This window comes from Leifsonia araucanica (assembly GCF_051161895.1).
Classification (GTDB): Bacteria; Actinomycetota; Actinomycetes; order Actinomycetales; family Microbacteriaceae; genus Leifsonia.
The window spans coordinates 2,907,767-2,924,502 of the sequence record NZ_JBMBTW010000002.1 but is presented as its reverse complement, the minus strand read 5'-3'; the positions used below and the strand labels follow the sequence as shown (position 1 = coordinate 2,924,502).

Here is a 16,736-nt window from a genome sequence, read left to right as displayed (position 1 = left end):
CACCCTTCGGTCAGGAAGCGTAGGAACTATCAGCGGACGACGCGGTTCGGGCGCGAAACGGTCGCGGCCCCGGCGAGATCCATCGCCGTTCGCCCACTATACCGGCGGCCAATACCGGACCGGCGGGCTATACCGGCGGGTCCTCCCACGGCAGCGCGCCCTGCCCGGCCACCGGCGCGAGCGGCACCACGATCACCGGGCGGTGCTGCCGGTGCGCCAGGTGCACCGCCACGGAGCCGTTGAAGAACTCCCGGATGCTGCCCCGCAGCCCGGCCTCGCGCGTCCCGACCACGATGTAGCGCGCATCCACCTCGTCGGCCAGCCGGGTGAGCGCCCACGACGGGTCGCCGGCCAGCTGCTTCAGCTGGTACGGCACGCCCGTCCCGTTCAGCACCGACCGGATGCGCTCCTCCAGCTCGGGGTCGAAGGTCTCGTCTTCGACCTCCGGGAGGTCGGGGTCGTACGGCAGCGCGACCACGGTGCCGTCCACGTAACTGGACACCAGGTAGCGGTTCGGGTCGACGTTCGCGCAGATCAGGGGAACGTCGAGATCGTCGGCGAGGGTGAGTGCGTGCTGCAGGACCGTCACCGGCTGGCCGGGGACGACCGCGACGAGGATTCCTCCGCGCAGAGTGCTGTCATTGCCGCTCATGTCCCTAGTGTGCACCACGCCTGCCCTCGACGGCTGCAGGATGCTGGGGTACCGTCGCGGTAACGCGGCCGTACCGATCGCCGTGCAGAGAGAACGGGAGCCTGATGAGTTTCGACAAGCCGCCGCTTCCCCGCGAGCGACGCAGGACCACGAAAGGCTTGCGGCCTCTGCCCGAGCTGACGAAGGACCTCGTCGCGCAGCTGCGGAGACTGGTGGCGAGCGAGCTCGCCCTGTTCAAGTCGGAGATGGCGGCGAAGGCGAAGGCGGCCGGTGTCGGCGCCGGGCTGCTCGTCGCCGCGCTGATGTTCGTCTTCTTCGCGCTCTGCGCGCTGGTCACGACGGCCGTTCTCGCGTTCGCGCTGATCGTGCCGGCCTGGCTCGCCGCCCTGATCGTGGCCGGCATCCTGCTCGTGCTCGGCATCATCGCCGCCCTGATCGGACGGGCGAGCCTGAAGCGCGGCGTCCCGCCCGTGCCGGACGACCTCAAGCAGGAACTGGGCGACGACCTGCGCGCCCTGAAGGGAGAGCGACCGTGACCGACCGCCGACCCGAGCGGCCGCCGCTCCCCCAGGGCGCAGGCATCCCCACGATCAAGCTCGACCTGGAGCAGACCAGGGACGAACTGGCGTCGACCCTCGACGACCTGTTCGCGACGTTCAACCCCGGCGTGCAGATCCGGTCGCATCCCGTGCTGTTCGCCGGCCTGTTCCTCGGCGCCGTCGCCGCCGCGGCCGGTGCCATCGCCCTGCTGACGCGAGGCCGGTCGCGTGGCCGCTGAGCGCGGCGCTGTCGGGGTCGGCGTCGGTTCGTCGCGCGCGGAGGCGGTGGGCCGGATCGAGCGGATGCACCACGTCTCGTGGTTCCGTCTGCCGTGGGGGTTCATCCTCAAGCGCACGTTCCGCAGCTTCTCGCTCGACGCCTGCACCGACCTCGCCGCCGGCCTGACCTACTTCGCCGTGCTGTCGCTGTTCCCGGCGATGATCGCCCTGGTGAGCATCCTGGGCCTGATCGGTCAGAGTCAGGCGGGGATCGACGCGCTCTTCAAGGTGGTCGAGGAACTGGCGCCCGGCACCCTGGATGCGGTCAAGGGCCCGATCGAGAACCTGGCCGCCTCCCCGGCGAGCGGGTGGGGGCTTGTGGTCGGCATCGTGGGCGCCATCTGGTCGGCGTCCGGATACGTCGGCGGTTTCGGGCGAGCGCTGAACCGGGTCTACGGAGTGCGTGAGGGCCGCACGGTCTTCACGCTGCGACCTGTGCAGCTCGGCGTCACCGTCGCTGCCCTGGTGCTGATCGCGCTGATGGCCGTGATGCTCGTGGTGTCCGGCCCGGTCGCCACCGCCATCGGGAACGCCATCGGCGTCGGCACGACGGTGGAGGTGGTGTGGTCGATCGTGAAGTGGCCCATCATGATCTTCGCCATCGTGCTGCTGGTCGCCCTGCTCTACTCGGCGACGCCCAACGTCAAGCAGGCGAGGTTCCGCTGGCTCACCACCGGATCGTTCGCCGCGATCATCGTGCTCGGGATCGCGTCGGCGCTGTTCGCGTTCTACGTCGCCAACTTCGGCAGCTACGACAAGACGTACGGCGCGCTCGCCGGCATCATCGTGTTCCTGCTGTGGATCTGGATCGCAAACGTCGCCCTCCTCCTCGGCGCGGAGCTCGACTCCGAGATCGAGCGCGCCCGCCAGCTGGTCAGCGGCATCGAGGCGGACACTGTGCTGCGCCTGCCGCTCAAGTCGGACAAAGCCATCGTGAAGGCACGGGATGCGGAGTCCACCGACATCCTCGCCGCCAGGGAGATCCGCAAGCGCTACCGTTAGGCTCGCGCCATGAGCGAGCAACGACCAGGCACGAGCATCCCGGACTCCCGCGGGCGGACGGGGTTGCACCGGGTGGGCGCCGACCTCGACCGCAACCCGGATGTGCGCATCCGGAGCGTGGAGGTCACCTCCGACGGCTGGCACGTGCTGCGCCGCACCACCTTCGACTACCGCGGCCGCGACGGCGCGTGGACCACCCAGGCGCGCGAGACGTACGACCGCGGCAACGGCGCCACCATCCTGCTCTACGATCCGGATGCGCGCACCCTGCTGCTCACCAGGCAGTTCCGCTTCCCGGCTTACGTGAACGGCCACGACGACGGGATGCTCGTGGAGGCCGCCGCCGGTCTGCTCGACGACGACTCGGCCGAGGAGGCCATCCGGCGCGAGGCCGCGGAGGAGCTCGGCGTGACCGTGGGCGAGTTGACGCACCTGTTCGACCTCTACATGAGTCCCGGTTCCGTCACCGAGCGCGTGCACTTCTTCGCCGCACCGTACTCGGCGGGCGAGGTGCGCGGTGGCGGCGGCGTCGAGGAGGAGGGCGAGGAGATCGAGCCGGTGACCATCGGCTACGACGAAGCGCTCGACCGGATCGCCGACGGCACCATCGTGGACGGAAAGACCGTCATCCTGCTGCAGTGGGCGGCGCTCACCCTTTTCGGCGCGTGACGCCGGTCAGTGCGTGAAGCTCGACACCTGGCCCTCGGTGGGCATGGGGGCTTCGAGCGCATCCAGGTAGTCCGTGGCCTCCCGGATGTCGATCACCAGGCTCTCGGCGAGGTTGCGGCTCAGGCCGTTGCGCACGACGATGCGCTGCACCACCAGGTCGGAGAGGTCGTCCGGCATCGGGTACGCCGGGATCAGCCAGCCTTTCAGACGCAGCCGCTCCGACAGGTGGTAGAGGTTCCACTTGTCCGTGTGGCCGGGGGTGATCTGCCAGGCGAACACCGGGATGTCCGTTCCGTCGTTCCAGAGGGTGAACGCATCCATCGCCGCGATCTCGCCGGACAGGTAGACGGCCACGTCCTGGCAGGTCTTCTGCACCCGGTAGTAGCCGTCCCAGCCCAGCCGGAGGAACAGGTAATACTGCAGCAGCACCTGCGCGCCGGGACGGGAGAAGTTGAGCGCGAATGTCGGCATGTGGCCGCCGAGGTAGGTGACGTCGAACACCAGGTCCTTCGGCAGGTCGTCCACCGACCGCCAGATCACCCAGCCGAGCCCCGGGTACACCAAGCCGTACTTGTGCGCTGAGGTGCTGATCGACGCGACGCGCTCCACCCGGAAGTCCCACGCCAGGTCGGGCTGAAGGAACGGCGCGATCATGCCACCGGATGCGCCGTCGACGTGGATCGGGATGTCGAGCCCCGTCTGCTCCTGGATGCGGTCGAGGGCTTCGGCGATGGCGGCGACGGGCTCGTACATCCCGGTGTACGTGACGCCCATGATCGCGACGACGCCGATGGTGTTCTCGTCGACGTACTTCTCCAACTCGAACCCGTCGAGCACGCGGTGCTCGTCGCTGATGGGAACGAACCGCGGCTCCACATCCCAATAGTTGCAGAACTTCTCCCAGCACACCTGCACCGCACTCGACAGCACCAAGTTCGGCTTGTCGGTGGAGGCGCCCGCCGCGCGCCGGGCGTGCTGCCAGCGTCGCTTCAGCGCGAGACCGCCGAGCATGCACGCCTCGGACGACCCGATGGTGGAGGTGCCGATCGCTTTGTCCTGGTCCGGCGCGTTCCACAGTCCGGCGAGCATCGTCCAACAGCGTTTCTCGATCGCGGCGGTCTGCGGGTACTCGTCTTTGTCGATCATGTTCTTGTCGGCGGACTCGGCGTAGATCCTGTCGGCCTGCTCGTCCATCCAGGTGCCGACGAAGGTCGCCAGGTTGAGCCGCGAGTTGCCGTCGAGCATCGCTTCGTCGTGCACGATCTGGTACGCCGTCTCCGGAAGGGACTCGCTGGGCGGGAAGTTGTTCAGCGGGAAGTCGGTCGCCTCCCCCGCCCGCGCGAACACCGGATTGAGCTGGTCCTGGTCGCTGATTCCGGTGTGCGCGTGATGCGTCTCGCGCGGCGTGCCGGACGCCGAAGTGGTCATGGGGCAACGCTAGGCCCGTCGCGCGGCGAGCACCAGAGCCCCGGGGGGTCTCTCCGCTACGCGTGGAGCGCGTCGATGACGCCCTGCACGCGCCTGGCCCTGGTGTCCGCGCTCTTGGCACCGTCGACGGAGAGCGCGTGCGCACGCTGCTTGCTGTACGACAGGGCTGCCCATGCCTGCGCCGCCGCCGGGTCGGCCTCGAACGCTGCGGCGAGGTCGGCCGGCACCTCGACCGTGCGCGGTGCGTCGTCGACCTCGAGGGTGACCTCGACCTCGTCGCCCGCTCCGCGGCCCGTCGCCGCCCTGGTCTCGGAGTTGAACGAGATCAGGTAGCGGCCGCCCATCGACGCGATGGTGTTCCGGTAGCTGTACCCGCCGTCGATGGTCACCACGACCGGGACGCGCTTGCCCCGGTCGAAGCCGAGCACGACCTCTTCCGGCACGACGATGCCGACGTTGTTCCCGCCGCCGGCCGACAGGGTTGTTCGGAAGCTGACCACGGGTGTCCTCTCGCTGATGCCGGTGCCGTGCCGGCTACGGCCAGCGTAGAGGACGGCGCGCGGTGAGGCGAGGGCGCGATCGGCGGCGATCGGCGGCGGCGATCAGCCTCCGGCGAGCGTGGGCCCTGTGGCGTTGCCGAAGTCGATGTGCAGGTGGTTGCAGGTGTCGTCGAAGGGCTTGAAGTTCTCGACGCTGATCGACGACCGGCAGTTGATCTGGCCGAGGCCGGAGCCGTTCGGCACCAGCGGGTCGAGCAGGCGGATGAGTTCGAGAGAGCGCGAGTCGCCGCCGGTGAGCGGGGCGCCGTCGAGGAGGTAGAAGTCGACGGCGTGGCCGCCGCCGTTGGCGTAGTGGGACGACTCGGTCCCGGCGCCCTCGATCTGGCCGGTGCAGCGGCGGTTGATGTCGCTGACGCCCACCTGCGAGAAGTGCTGCAGTGCCACGGAGATGCTCTGCAGCACGCGGTAGTCCACACCGCATCCCGGAACGGCGTTGCCTTCGGCGAGGTCCGCGATCTCCGGGATGTGGTTGGGGGTCGAGCCGACGAGCCGACCGGATGCGACAGCACCCATGAGCTGAACGGCCAGCGCTTCGACGCTCGGCGACACCGAGGTGTTCATGGTCGAGTCGAGCATCTGCGGCGACTCGGCGATCTGCAGCCCGTCGCGGGAGACGACCTGTGCGGTGACGTCTCCGCTGGTGAGCGTCTGCACGGCGAGGGCGGTGCGGGCGTTGCCCATCGGCGACGCCTCGTTGGTGCTCGCGTATGCGGGCAGGGCGGCGGTGCCGAAGAAGGCGGTCAGCGCGAGGAGCACGGCGGCGTGGAAGCCGAACCGCTTGCGGTGCGTGACGTGCACCGTGCGGAAGATGCCCCGCGTGGGAGCGGCGGCGGGTCCCGGCTGTGCGGCAGCGCGCGCGGCGGCAGCGGATCGCCTGGTCGGCTTGACCACGATGCGCTCGCGCTTCGCGGGCCGCTGACGCTCGTGCTCGACGCGTGCCCGACGGCTCACGAACACCTGTCCGGGGTCTGCCGAGAGCTCCGCCGGCTCCTGGACGTCGACGACGACCGGAGCCCGATAGGTGCGGCGAGACCGCGACGGGGCACTGGACTGGGGCAAACCGTAGGCTTTCTGAGCGGGGGTAATGCGCCGGGCCTGGCGCAAACGCGTACTGACTAGTTTTACCCGATTTCGCCTGAAGGTTCCATCAACATGCATGGATTCCCCGGCCGCAGGGGCCCGTCCCGCGCGTTCGGGTCACGCAGGAATGGGCCCCTGACCGGGGGTTTCAGCACGGATCGCTCCGTGTCGATATATCCAAATCTACGGTGTCCGCGTTTTGGAGGACCGGTGGGGTACGGCTGTTACGACAGGGGTGCATGAACACCCCTGATCGCGACCGGTGTCAGCGGATCGCGACGGCCAGCTCGACGCCGCCCGCGCGTTCGCGCAGCGCGACCTCTGCGCGGCCCGCGAGGTCTTTCAGCCCGATGCCCGCGCCCGGTGAGGCGAGTTCGCCGCCGGAGGTCACGAGCACCAGTACGCCGTCGTCCTCGCCGCGGTCGAGCTCCAGGGTCACCGGGGATCCGTCGCCGTGCCGCACCGCGTTGGCGAGGCCCTCGGACATCGCATCCACCACCGCCTCGCAGCGGCGGTCGTCGCCGTCGAGACGATCCCAGACCTCGTCGTCGATGCGCACGTCGAGGGTCATCGCCGAACGCCAGCTGTCAGCGAGCATCCGGATGCGGGTGCGCGCGTCTGTCCTCGGCCGCGAGCCCCGCAGTTCGCTCCGGATGCGGTCGACGGCATCGCGCACGGCGGCGGACGCGTCCGCGGGGGTGCCGCCACTCATCCCGACCGCGAGGGCGCTGGCGATCAGCTCGGACTGCACGCCGGAGTGGAGCAGCCGGGCGATGCCTTCGCGCTCGTGGTCGTATTCGGCCCGCGCCCGAGCCGCCGCGTCGACCGCGGCCTGCATCGACTCCTCGATGGCGCTCTGGTCGGCGCGCACGCGTACGGAGAGCGACGACACCAGGGCGACCGCTGCCGCGACGACGGGGTAGACGAAGGCCTGGAACGCGATCAGCGTGGTCGAGTACCCGGCCGCGCGAAGGAACAGGGCGCTCTCGACCGTCAGCAGCACGCCCACCGCGATGTAACCGGTCAGCACGGTTGCAACCCGGGCTCCCGCACGCTTCACCCGCGAGGAGAGTTTGGCCACGGCAATGTTTCCCAGCAGCAGGATGATCAGGGAGGCGGGCGTCTGCCCGAGAGCCACCCCGATCCCGTACTCCCCGACGGCGAACGGCGCGACCATCCCGACGAACAGCACGGCGGTCGGCAGCGCGGGAGCCGGGCGGATGCCGCTGACCACCGAGCGCAGCCAGCCGATCCGTCCCGGCGCCGGCGGCTCAGCCGCAGCCTCCGCGCGCGACTCCGCACGAGCTTCCTGGCGCGCGGGCTGCGCCTCCTCGGCGACGTACAGCTCGTGGCTCGCCGGACGGACGATGTCGTTCGCCAGCGAGCGCAGCAGCCGGGAGGCGTCCGCCGGTTCGATGCCGGCGAGCATCGCGGGGGCTGCGGCGTCCTCGATCCGCGCGAGTACCGCATCCACCGACACTGCCCGCAGGTTCCGGATGCGGCCCAGAGCGGCCAGCTCGTCGGCCTCCGCCGCCTGCCGCACGGCGTTGAGACGCCGGAACACGCCGCGGTGGTCGCGCACCAGGTCGACGCCGATGGCGATGAGGGAGAACACCGACAGGCAGGTGACGACGTTGATGGCGACGCGGACGCCGAGCTCCCCGACCGTCACCGGAATGCCGAGCAGCGCGGCCGACCCGAGGAACACGAACGGCCGGGCGGCGCCGACCGCTGCGAACAGCAGCAGCGCGACGACGGCGCGCATCCGGTCGGGCGTCAGCTGCAGGACGCCGTACGCCGCCGCCAGGAGCACGCCGATGCCGATGTGCTCGATGCCCGCGACGGCGGCGGCGCGCCCGAGCGACCGGCCGCCGTCGACGTACTGCAGGCCGGACATGACCGTCATGGCGAACGGGAACGTGATGATCCAGGTCCACCAGGTGATGGCGTTGCGTCCGGTCGCCCTGGCGAGCAGGCGACGGGTGGAGACGAGGTTCATCGGACGCTCACCCGCCCTCAGCCGAGGCCTGTGCGCGGGTCGCCGAACGTGGCGGTGTAGAGCGTCGCCGCCGCGACCCTCGGGGTCACGCGGTCGTCGCCGGAGACGCCGAGCGCACTGAAGATCCGCTCGACGCTCTTCTCGACGGCGCGCACGGTCACCCCGCGGCGGCGCGCGATCTCGGCGTTCGAGAAGCCCGCGGCGAGCAGCCGCGTGGTCTCCAGCTGCGCTTCGCTCAGCCGCAGCATGGCGGCCCGGCCGTCGCCCTCCGGCGCCTCCCGAGAGAGCGGACGCTCGGCCAGCGCCGCCTCGGCGGCGGCGACCAGTTCGTCGATGTCCTCGATGGCGCCCTTGTTCACGAACGACGCGCCGCTCACCGTCTCCCGCGCACGTGCGACGGCCGCCTCCCTCGACAGGTTGCTGAGGAACACGATGGCGATGTGCGGCGCGCGCTCGCGGAGGATGGTCGCCAGCTCCAGGCCGTTCGGCCGCTCCCCCAGGTCGATGTCGGTGACCAGTAGATCGGGGTCAGCCGTGTCGGCCAGGCGCAGCGCTTCGGCGGCGGACGCGGCGGGCGTGACGTCGAACCCGCGCCGTTCGAGCGCCTCGGCGACGAGGGAACGCATCAGCGCGTGGTCCTCGACCACCAGCGCTCTGCGTCTCCACCCGTTGATCGTCATTTCCGACAGGATAACCGGGCACGGAGGGGGCTTCGGACCGCCCAGTGCACCCCAGTTCGGGGACGTGAGGATGCCCGCCCCGGGGTTCGCGCGGCCCGGGGCGGACAGTCTGGGGTCACCCCCCCGCGAAGCGGAGGGTGACCAGCTGGAAGGGCCGGAGGGTCAGCTCGACCCGGCCGTGACCGGCGCCGTGGCCCGAGTCACCCGAGCCATCGGAGCCGTCGCCGGTCGTGCCGACCACCGCATCCCTGGCCGTCTCGCGTTCAAGGAGGTCGGTCTCGGTCACCCCGGCGTGCGGGAAGTGCACGCCGATGCTCGCCGTGGTGCGGCTGCCGTGCGCCTCGTACAGTCGCACGACCACGTCGCCGGAGCCGTCCTCCGCCAGCTTGACCGTCTCGATCACCGCGGCGGGGCTCGACGACGACACCAGCGGCTCGACCGCTGGCGCCTGCCCGGCGCGCACGGGGAGGTTGAGCCGGTAGCCGGCCTCGATCGCCGCATCCAGACCGCCGACGACGATCGAGGTGCGCAGCGTGTGCTCGCCCTGGTCCGCATCCGGATCGGGGAACATCGGCGCCCGCAGCAGCGTCTGCCGCACGAGCGAGTACGTTCCTCCCCCGTCGCGGGCGTGGCGGGTGATGTCGTGACCGTACGTCGCGTCGTTCGCGACGCCGACCCCGAAACCGGCCTCGGCGACGTGCACCCAGCGGTGGGCGGGCGTCTCGAAACGGGCGGTGTCCCAGCTGGTGTTCGTGTGCGTCGGCCGGTCGATGTGGCCGAACTGGATCTCCGACCGGGCGGATGCGGTGTGCACGTCCACGGGGACCGCGAGCTTCAGCATCCGCTGCTTCTCGTGCCAGTCGACGTGCGTGACGATGTCGAGCGCGGCCGAACCGGCGTCGAGCGTGACGGTCTGGGTGACCACCGACGACCCGAAGCTGCGCACGATCCGCAGCCCGACGCTGTCTCCGCCGTTGCTCCCGCCGTCAGCGACCACCTCGAGGCTGTCGAGCGCGGTGAGGTCTTCGCCGAACCGCCGGTACTCCACGTCCACGTCCCAGGCGTCCCACTGCGTCGGAGCATCGCGGAACAGCTGCAGCAGGTTGGCCCGCGTTCCGGGAGGCAGCACCTCGCGGCCGGACGCCGCATCGACGATGGAGGTCACCAGGCCGTCCCCGTCGACCGTCACGGTGAGCAGCGCGTTGGCGAGCACGTAGCCGTCTCCGGAGCGCTCGATCCGCGCATCCCCCGCCCGGGATGCTGCCCCTGCGCCGAACGCCGGCACGCCGTCCACCGGGAACGGCGAGGCGTTGAACACCACGTCGCCTCCGGATGCGCCCCCGGATGCGTCGCCCAGCGCCGCCACCGAGCGCGCGATCACGCTCTCCAGCGCCTCGGCCACCGCCGCATAGTTCTCCACGGCCTGGTCGTGCACCCAGCCGATCGACGAGCCGGGCAGGATGTCGTGGAACTGCTGCAGCAGCACCGTCTGCCACGCAGCGCGCAGGTCCTCTACCGGATACTCCGCCCCCGCGCGCACGGCGGCCGTGGTCGCCCACAGCTCTGCCTCGTGCAGCAGGTGCTCGCTGCGGCGGTTGCCGTGCTTGGTGCGCGCCTGCGACGTGTACGTGCCGCGGTGGAACTCGAGGTACAGCTCGCCCGCCCACACCGGAGCGGGTGAGAACTCGGCCGAGGCGGCCTCGAAAAACGCGGCCGGGGTGGCGACGCGCACGATCGGCGAGCCCTCCAGGTCGGCGGTGCGCTTGGCCGCCGCGACCATCTCCCTGGTCGGGCCTCCCCCTCCGTCGCCGAACCCGAACGGCACGAGCGAGGTGTTCGCGCTGCCCTTGTCGGCGAAGTTCTGCTCGGCGTGCGCCAGCTCGGCCCCGGACAGCACGGAGTTGTACGTGTCGACCGGTGGGAAGTGGGTGAAGATCCTGGTGCCGTCGATGCCCTCCCACTCGAAGGAGTGGTGCGGGAACTTGTTGACCTCGTTCCAGGAGATCTTCTGCGTGAGGAAGTAGTCGGCGCCCGCCGCGCGCGCGATCTGCGGGAGCGCGCCGGAGTATCCGAACGAGTCGGGCAGCCACACTTCTTTCGGCTCGAAGCCGAACTCCTCGAGGAAGAACCGCTTGCCCTCCACGAACTGCCTGGCCATCGCCTCCGACCCCGGCATGTTCGTGTCCGACTCCACCCACATGCCGCCGACCGGCACGAACCGTCCCTCGGCCACCCGCACCCGGATGCGCTCGAACAGCTCGGGGTAGTACTGCTTCATCCAGGCGAACTGCTGCGCCGACGAGCACGCGAACACGAAGTCCGGGTCCTGGTCCATCAGGTCGAGCACGTTCGAGAACGTGCGGGCGCACTTGCGGATCGTCTCGCGCACCGGCCACAGCCAGGCAGAGTCGATGTGCGCGTGCCCGACGGCGAACACCTTGTGCGCCGTCGCCGCCGCCGGGGAGGCGAGCACCTCGGCGAGCGCCGCGCGACCGTCCGCCGCCGTGCCGTGCACATCGGTCGGGTCGACGGCGTCCACCACCGCATCCAGTGCCGCGAACAGGGATGCGCGCCGCGGCGACTGCTCGGGCAGCACGGCGGCGAGGCCCCGCGCCGTCCACACGTCCTGCACCAGCTCCCACACCTCGCGGTCGCGGTGCACGACGGCCAGGCGGCGCAGCGCGTAGATGGGATGCTGCGGCGCCGTGGACTTGCGGCCCAGCTTGGTGGGAACGAAGTCGACGAACTCGCTGCCCACATCCGGGTTGGCCGCGGCCTCGATGTACAGCTCGAACGGCTGACCCGGCGCCAGCCGGAGCCGCACGTAGCCGTTGAGCGGTTCGATCGCCTTGATGATCGTGCCGTCCGTCGCCCAGACAAGGCCCTCCGCCTGGAAGCCGACCTGACCGGCGGTGAAGCCGAGGTCGACCACCAGCTCGACGTCGTCCGGGGCGGCATCCCAGTCGGCGGGCACTGTTCCCGTCACGCGGAACCAGACGGTCCCCCACGGCCGTCCCCACGCCTGCCCGATCTCGAACGGCGCGAACGTGTTCGTGACGGCTTGCGCGAACGGCACAGGCTCATCCGGCACCTCCCACGCCTCGATCGTCACGGGCGCCGATGCGAGCTCCAGGGCGGGTGCGAGACGCTCGCGCACGAAACGGTCGACGCGCATCTCGACGAGCTGGTTCTGCTGATACAACGAGACTCCTTATATAAGAGGAACGGGTTAGCCCTTGACGGCCCCGGCGAGGGCGGACGAACCGCCGAGCACCCGGGAGACGAGGACGTAGAGGGCGATCACGGGCACGGAGTAGATGAGCGAGTACGCCGCCAGCTGGCCGTATGCGACCGCGCCGTACTGCCCGAAGAAGGTGAAGATGCTGACGGCGGCCGGCTGGTTCTCCGGGCTGAGCAGCAGCACGAACGGGACGAAGAAGTTGCCCCACGCCTGCACGAACACGAAGATGAACACCACCGCGATGCCGGGGCGGACCAGCGGGACCACCACCGTCCACAGCGTCTTCATGCTGGATGCGCCGTCGACCCACGCCGCCTCCTCCAGGGAGAGCGGCACCGAGTCGACGAAGTTCTTCGTCATCCAGATCGCCATCGGAAGCGACGACGCCGCCATGAACAGGATCGTCCCACCGATCGAGTCGATCAGGTTCAGCGACACGAACAGGCTGTAGACCGGCACCATCATGGCGGTGATCGGCAGGCAGGTCCCGAACAGGATCGCGTAGAGGAACGGCTTGTTGAACCGGTTGCGGTAGCGGGACAGCGGGTACGCGGCCAGGATGGCGACGATCACCGTGATGAACGCGCATCCGGCCGACAGCAGCAGGCTGTTCCACAGCGGGAGGAACGCCAGGTCGGGCGTGAGCACCTTCTGGAAGTTCTCCAGCGTCCACTGCTTCGGCCAGCTGACGGCGAGCGTGGCAGACCCGTCGAACGACGCGAAAACCACCCACACCATCGGCAGCACGAAGATCAGTCCGATGAGCAGCAGCAGGATGTTGGCGGTCCATTTGAGGGCCAGACCGCTCGGCGATGACAGGCGCATCAGTCCACCTCCGTCTTGAGGGCGCGCACGTAGACGATGGCGAACACCGCGCCCACGAGCAGCAGGATGGTCGCGATGGCGGTGCCGTAGCCCAGCTCGGAGAACTTGAAGGCCTCCTGGTAGGCGAGCACGGGGAGGGTCATGGACTTGTTGCCTGGCCCGCCTCCCGTCATCACGTAGATGAGGGTGAAGACCGAGAGGGTCTGCAGGGTGATCAGCATCAGGTTCGTGGAGATGCTGCGGCGGATCATCGGCAGCGTCACCAGGAAGAACCGTTTGACGCCGTTGGCGCCGTCGACCTCCGCCGCCTCGGTGATCTCCGGCGGCACCTCCTGCAGCGCCGCCGAGTAGACGAGCATCGAGAAGGCGGCACCCCGCCAGGTGTTGGCGAGGATCACGGCAAGCATCGGGAACGCGAACAGCCACGACGGCCCGGTGATCCCGATGGCGCCGAGCATGGCGTTGAGCGTGCCCTTCTGGCTGAAGAACGCGTACGACGCGAACGCCGCCACGATCTCCGGCAGCACCCACGCGCCGACGACGAACGTCGACACGATCGCGCCGACGACACGCCCGCCTGCCCGCATGAGCAGGGCCAGGACCATCCCGACGATGTTCTGCCCGATCACGGCGGAGCCGATCAGGAAGACCAGGGTGAGGACGACCGCGACGGGGAAGTCCGGGCTGTTGAAGAGGTCGATGTAGTTCTTCAGGCCCACCCATTCGCTCGACGCCGCGGCTGCGCCGGTGAGCGACGAGTTGGTGAACGACCCGTAGAAGGAGGAGAGGATCGGACCGACCAGGAACACGACCAGAAGGCCGATGGCCGGGATGAGCGGGACGGTCCGTGCAACGGAACGGCGCACTCTGCGCGAACGTGCCGTGCGCTCCGGGCGCGGCGGCCGGGGGGTTCCCCGGCCGCGCACGCCCTCGGCGACGGCGTCGACTGTCGACGTCACTGTCTCGTTACTCCGACTTCGTCTTGTCCTTGCCGACGATGCCGACAACCGTGTCGTCGTAGGCCTTGGCGGCTTCTGCGGGCGACTGCTGCCCGGTCATCACCGACTCCATCGCCACCTGGATGCCGTTGGAGATCTTGGAGTAGTCGGGTGTGGCAGGTCGGAACTTGGTCACATCCACGAGCGAGGCGAAGAACGTGGAGGTGGGGTTCGACTTGGCGTACGACGGGTCGGCCGCGACATCCTTGCGCACCGGGATCTGGCTGAGCGAGATGTCGAAGTCGAGCGAGTTGGCCTTGTTGAGCGCGTAGGAGATGAACTTCCACGCCTCGTCCTTGGCCTTGCTCTTCGACCCCATCGAGAGGGTCCAGCCGCCCGACATGCTCACGCTGCCCGGCTCCTGCCCGTTCTGGGTGGGCATCGGTGCGACGCCCATCGTCTTGTCCCACTCCGGCCAGTTGGTGTCGCCGGTGGACTGCCAGGTGCCTGCGACCCACGAGCCGTCGAGGTTGATAGCGAGCTTGCCCTGCGGGATGAGCTGGCTGGTGACAATGTTCTGGTAGTTGGTGTCGCTGGTGATCTCCTGCGACGGGCCGAGGCCGCCCTGGTAGACCTCTTTCAGCACATCCAGCGAGTCGGTGAACGCCTTGGACCCGGTGATCCACTTGCCGGAGGAGGCGTCGTAGAGCCCGTCCTTGCTCGCGCCGTAGAGCAGCATCTCGAAGCCCTGCATCGAGCTGGCCTCACCGCCGGCCTTGCCGGAGAAGATGTTGATGGGCGTGACGCCGGGAACCTTGTCCTTGATGGTCTTGGCCGCATCCAGGACGTCGTTCCAGTCCTTCGGCTTCCAGTCGGCTGGCAGCCCGGCCTTGGCGAAGATGTCCTTGTTGTACCAGAGGGCGCGGGTGTCCGTGCCCATCGAGACGCCGTAGATCTTGCCGTCGTCTCCCTTGCCCGCGTCCTTGGCGTTGTCGTAGAACTGCGACCACTCATCCCACTTCTTCACGTACGGGTCGAGCGGTTCGAGGTAGCCGGCCTGCGCGTCCGAGCGGATGAGGAAGGTGTCCTCGTAGAGCACATCCGGTGCGGTGCTCGCGCTGCGGTTCATCAGCGAAAGCTTGGTGTAGTAGTCGTTCTCGGCCGCCTTGATGGGGACGAGTGTGACCTTCTCCCCCGGATTGGCCTTCTCGAACCCGGCCTTCGCCTTGGCCATGAACTTGGCCATGAGGTCGGTGCCGAAATCCTGGTAGGCGACCTTGATGGTCTTGCCGTCATTGGACCCGGACGACGAACATCCGGCCAGTGCGACGAGAGTGGATGCGGCCACCACGGCGGCCAGAACTCTGCTGCGTTTCATCGATGCTCCCTTGCTTCGACGTCCGGTGGGCGCCTTTCATGCCCCTGCGGTGCCGGACCTTGGGTAATTTATAAATCAATTTGATTTATTTGGCAATGCTTGCAAGGAAAATGGCTGATGAGACCCGTGCGGGGGTCGACCGGCATGGGGCTGTCGAGCGGGCGCGAGCGACCGCCCGCTACACCCCGCCGCGCGGCGAGAACGTCGCGTCGAGCACCAGGCAGGCGGCGCCGACGGCCGCCACGTCTTCGCCCACCGCGCTCGATTCCGTGAGCACCGGGTGGGTGAGGATCTCCATGTCGAACTCGCGCAGCCAGCCGCGGAGGCGGTCCGCGTAGAAGGGTTCGACGCGGGCCCAGGATGGGCCTCCGAAGACGACGCGGTCGATGTCGAGGAGGGCGGAGAGGTTGGAGAGGTAGTAGGCCGTGTTGCGGATGGAGCGGTCGAGGATGCGGGTGGCCGTCTCGTCGCCGGCGGTCGCCGCGGACGTCAGTTCGGTGAACAGGTCGTCGATCGTCTCCACGTCGAGGCCGAGGTCGACGCCGTCCGGCACCTTCTCGCCTCCCGGGGCGGTGAGGACTCCTGCCCAGATGGCCTGCATCACCAGGCGGTACGGGCGCACGGATTCGCCGTAGCACCCGCGGCGGCCGCAGGCGCAGAGGGCGCCGCCCGGGTCGACGATCGCGTGGCCGACATCGCCGGCGTTGTGGGAGGCGCCGGTGTAGACATCGCCGTCGAGGACCATCCCGACGCCGACGCCCGTGCCGTAGTAGACGAACACGTAGTCGCGGCTCGCGCCCGCCGGATCGTGCCAGCGTTCGGCGACCGCCGCCGCCGTCACGTCCTTGGCCACGAGGGCGGAGAGGCCCGTCGCCGCCGTCAGCTCGTCGCGCAGGTGGAAGTCGTTCCAGCCCGGGATGAGCGGAGGGCGCACCACGACGCCGGTGTCCGTGTCGATCGGGCCGGGCGCAGCGACGCCGACGCCGCTGACCTTGGCGCGCTCGACGCCGGAGTCCGCCAGGACCGTGTCGATCGCCTCGACCACGATGTCCAGCGTCTGCATCGCGTCGCCGGAGACCGGGGAGTGGCGGCGCACGTCGGCGACCACTTCGCCCTCCAGGTCGAGCAGCACGCAGGTGATCACGGTCGGGTCGAGGTGCACCCCGACCGCGTACGAGCCTGTCGGCTCCAGCTGCAGGATGGTGCGCGGCTTGCCTGGGCCGTCGATGCGTTTGCCCGCCTCGCGGATGAGGCCCTGCTCGATCAGCCGCCTGCTCACGTTCGACACCGTCTGCGCGGACAGGCCGGTCTCCCCGGCGAGTTCCACCCTGCTGAGACCACCGGAGGAACGGCGCACGGCGTCCAGCACGACCGTGTCGTTGAATGCGGCGATCGCGGGGAGGTTCGCTCCTCTGGGCATACGCCTCCTTCAGTGTGCGCCGGGTCGCCTTCGTAGGATACATACC

General features: G+C 69.3%; 15 protein-coding genes and 1 riboswitch. Of the genes, 4 read left to right on the top strand and 11 right to left on the bottom strand.

Annotated elements, in window-relative coordinates; translation table 11 throughout:
- Positions 1 to 13 precede the first annotated feature (13 nt).
- A riboswitch (Fluoride riboswitch) is annotated at positions 14 to 96 on the bottom strand.
- Between the two features lie 31 nt (positions 97 to 127).
- Positions 128 to 652 (bottom strand): universal stress protein, encoded by a 525-nt coding sequence (locus ACN6M5_RS14180; RefSeq protein WP_434950756.1) that lies wholly within the window; start codon positions 650 to 652, stop codon positions 128 to 130.
- Positions 653 to 756: 104 nt separating this feature from the next.
- Here ACN6M5_RS14180 and ACN6M5_RS14175 point away from each other — a divergent pair, with 104 nt between their 5' ends.
- The 4 genes from ACN6M5_RS14175 to ACN6M5_RS14160 are packed head-to-tail and all read left to right on the top strand — an operon-like array spanning position 757 to position 3,141.
- Positions 757 to 1,188 (top strand): phage holin family protein, encoded by a 432-nt coding sequence (locus ACN6M5_RS14175; RefSeq protein ID WP_085367544.1) that lies wholly within the window; start codon positions 757 to 759, stop codon positions 1,186 to 1,188.
- Positions 1,185 to 1,430: a DUF3618 domain-containing protein gene (locus ACN6M5_RS14170; RefSeq protein WP_085367543.1), complete on the top strand. Its 246-nt coding sequence runs from the start codon at positions 1,185 to 1,187 to the stop codon at positions 1,428 to 1,430. The genes ACN6M5_RS14175 and ACN6M5_RS14170 overlap by 4 nt, the downstream gene beginning before the upstream one ends.
- Positions 1,420 to 2,472, top strand: a complete 1,053-nt coding sequence (locus ACN6M5_RS14165; protein ID WP_434950753.1) for a YihY/virulence factor BrkB family protein — start codon at positions 1,420 to 1,422, stop codon at positions 2,470 to 2,472. The genes ACN6M5_RS14170 and ACN6M5_RS14165 overlap by 11 nt, the downstream gene beginning before the upstream one ends.
- Before the next feature lie 9 nt (positions 2,473 to 2,481).
- Positions 2,482 to 3,141 carry an NUDIX domain-containing protein gene (locus tag ACN6M5_RS14160; protein WP_434950751.1) on the top strand — a complete coding sequence of 220 codons (660 nt, stop codon included), beginning with the start codon at positions 2,482 to 2,484 and terminating at the stop codon, positions 3,139 to 3,141.
- A 6-nt stretch (positions 3,142 to 3,147) separates the two neighbouring features.
- Here ACN6M5_RS14160 and gad read toward each other — a convergent pair whose 3' ends face one another.
- The 10 genes from gad to ACN6M5_RS14110 form a co-directional block, all read right to left on the bottom strand.
- The gene (gad, locus tag ACN6M5_RS14155) at positions 3,148 to 4,569 is read right to left on the bottom strand and encodes a glutamate decarboxylase (RefSeq protein ID WP_434950749.1); all 1,422 of its coding nucleotides are present in this window, start codon (positions 4,567 to 4,569) and stop codon (positions 3,148 to 3,150) included.
- A gap of 56 nt (positions 4,570 to 4,625) precedes the next feature.
- Positions 4,626 to 5,069 carry a YdeI/OmpD-associated family protein gene (locus ACN6M5_RS14150; RefSeq protein ID WP_434950747.1) on the bottom strand — a complete coding sequence of 148 codons (444 nt, stop codon included), beginning with the start codon at positions 5,067 to 5,069 and terminating at the stop codon, positions 4,626 to 4,628.
- Between the two features lie 102 nt (positions 5,070 to 5,171).
- Positions 5,172 to 6,188, bottom strand: a complete 1,017-nt coding sequence (locus ACN6M5_RS14145) for a hypothetical protein (protein ID WP_434950745.1) — start codon at positions 6,186 to 6,188, stop codon at positions 5,172 to 5,174.
- Positions 6,189 to 6,474: 286 nt separating this feature from the next.
- Positions 6,475 to 8,208 carry a sensor histidine kinase gene (locus ACN6M5_RS14140; RefSeq protein WP_434950743.1) on the bottom strand — a complete coding sequence of 578 codons (1,734 nt, stop codon included), beginning with the start codon at positions 8,206 to 8,208 and terminating at the stop codon, positions 6,475 to 6,477.
- A gap of 17 nt (positions 8,209 to 8,225) precedes the next feature.
- Positions 8,226 to 8,888 carry a response regulator transcription factor gene (locus tag ACN6M5_RS14135; RefSeq protein WP_168688306.1) on the bottom strand — a complete coding sequence of 221 codons (663 nt, stop codon included), beginning with the start codon at positions 8,886 to 8,888 and terminating at the stop codon, positions 8,226 to 8,228.
- A 115-nt stretch (positions 8,889 to 9,003) separates the two neighbouring features.
- Positions 9,004 to 12,090, bottom strand: a complete 3,087-nt coding sequence (locus ACN6M5_RS14130) for an alpha-mannosidase (RefSeq protein WP_434950741.1) — start codon at positions 12,088 to 12,090, stop codon at positions 9,004 to 9,006.
- A 27-nt stretch (positions 12,091 to 12,117) separates the two neighbouring features.
- Entirely contained in the window at positions 12,118 to 12,954 is an 837-nt protein-coding gene (locus ACN6M5_RS14125; protein WP_085367533.1) for a carbohydrate ABC transporter permease, read from the bottom strand.
- Entirely contained in the window at positions 12,954 to 13,913 is a 960-nt protein-coding gene (locus ACN6M5_RS14120; RefSeq protein ID WP_085367532.1) for a carbohydrate ABC transporter permease, read from the bottom strand. Before ACN6M5_RS14120 ends, ACN6M5_RS14125 begins: the two co-directional genes overlap by 1 nt.
- Positions 13,914 to 13,920: 7 nt before the next feature.
- A complete protein-coding gene (locus ACN6M5_RS14115; RefSeq protein ID WP_085367531.1) occupies positions 13,921 to 15,270 on the bottom strand; it encodes an extracellular solute-binding protein in 1,350 nt (449 codons plus the stop codon).
- A 178-nt stretch (positions 15,271 to 15,448) separates the two neighbouring features.
- Positions 15,449 to 16,690 (bottom strand): ROK family transcriptional regulator, encoded by a 1,242-nt coding sequence (locus ACN6M5_RS14110; RefSeq protein ID WP_434950738.1) that lies wholly within the window; start codon positions 16,688 to 16,690, stop codon positions 15,449 to 15,451.
- Between the last annotated feature and the right edge of the window lie 46 nt (positions 16,691 to 16,736).

Excerpts from the sequence above, each read along its gene's own strand:
- ACN6M5_RS14180 (WP_434950756.1), bottom strand. The coding sequence starts at position 652 with ATGAGCGGCAATGACAGCACTCTGCGCGGAGGAATCCTCGTCGCGGTC.
- ACN6M5_RS14175 (WP_085367544.1), top strand. The coding sequence starts at position 757 with ATGAGTTTCGACAAGCCGCCGCTTCCCCGCGAGCGACGCAGGACCACG.
- ACN6M5_RS14160 (WP_434950751.1), top strand. The coding sequence starts at position 2,482 with ATGAGCGAGCAACGACCAGGCACGAGCATCCCGGACTCCCGCGGGCGG.
- gad (WP_434950749.1), bottom strand. The coding sequence starts at position 4,569 with ATGACCACTTCGGCGTCCGGCACGCCGCGCGAGACGCATCACGCGCAC.
- ACN6M5_RS14140 (WP_434950743.1), bottom strand. The coding sequence starts at position 8,208 with ATGAACCTCGTCTCCACCCGTCGCCTGCTCGCCAGGGCGACCGGACGC.
- ACN6M5_RS14135 (WP_168688306.1), bottom strand. The coding sequence starts at position 8,888 with ATGACGATCAACGGGTGGAGACGCAGAGCGCTGGTGGTCGAGGACCAC.
- ACN6M5_RS14125 (WP_085367533.1), bottom strand. The coding sequence starts at position 12,954 with ATGCGCCTGTCATCGCCGAGCGGTCTGGCCCTCAAATGGACCGCCAAC.
- ACN6M5_RS14115 (WP_085367531.1), bottom strand. The coding sequence starts at position 15,270 with ATGAAACGCAGCAGAGTTCTGGCCGCCGTGGTGGCCGCATCCACTCTC.
- ACN6M5_RS14110 (WP_434950738.1), bottom strand. The coding sequence starts at position 16,690 with ATGCCCAGAGGAGCGAACCTCCCCGCGATCGCCGCATTCAACGACACG.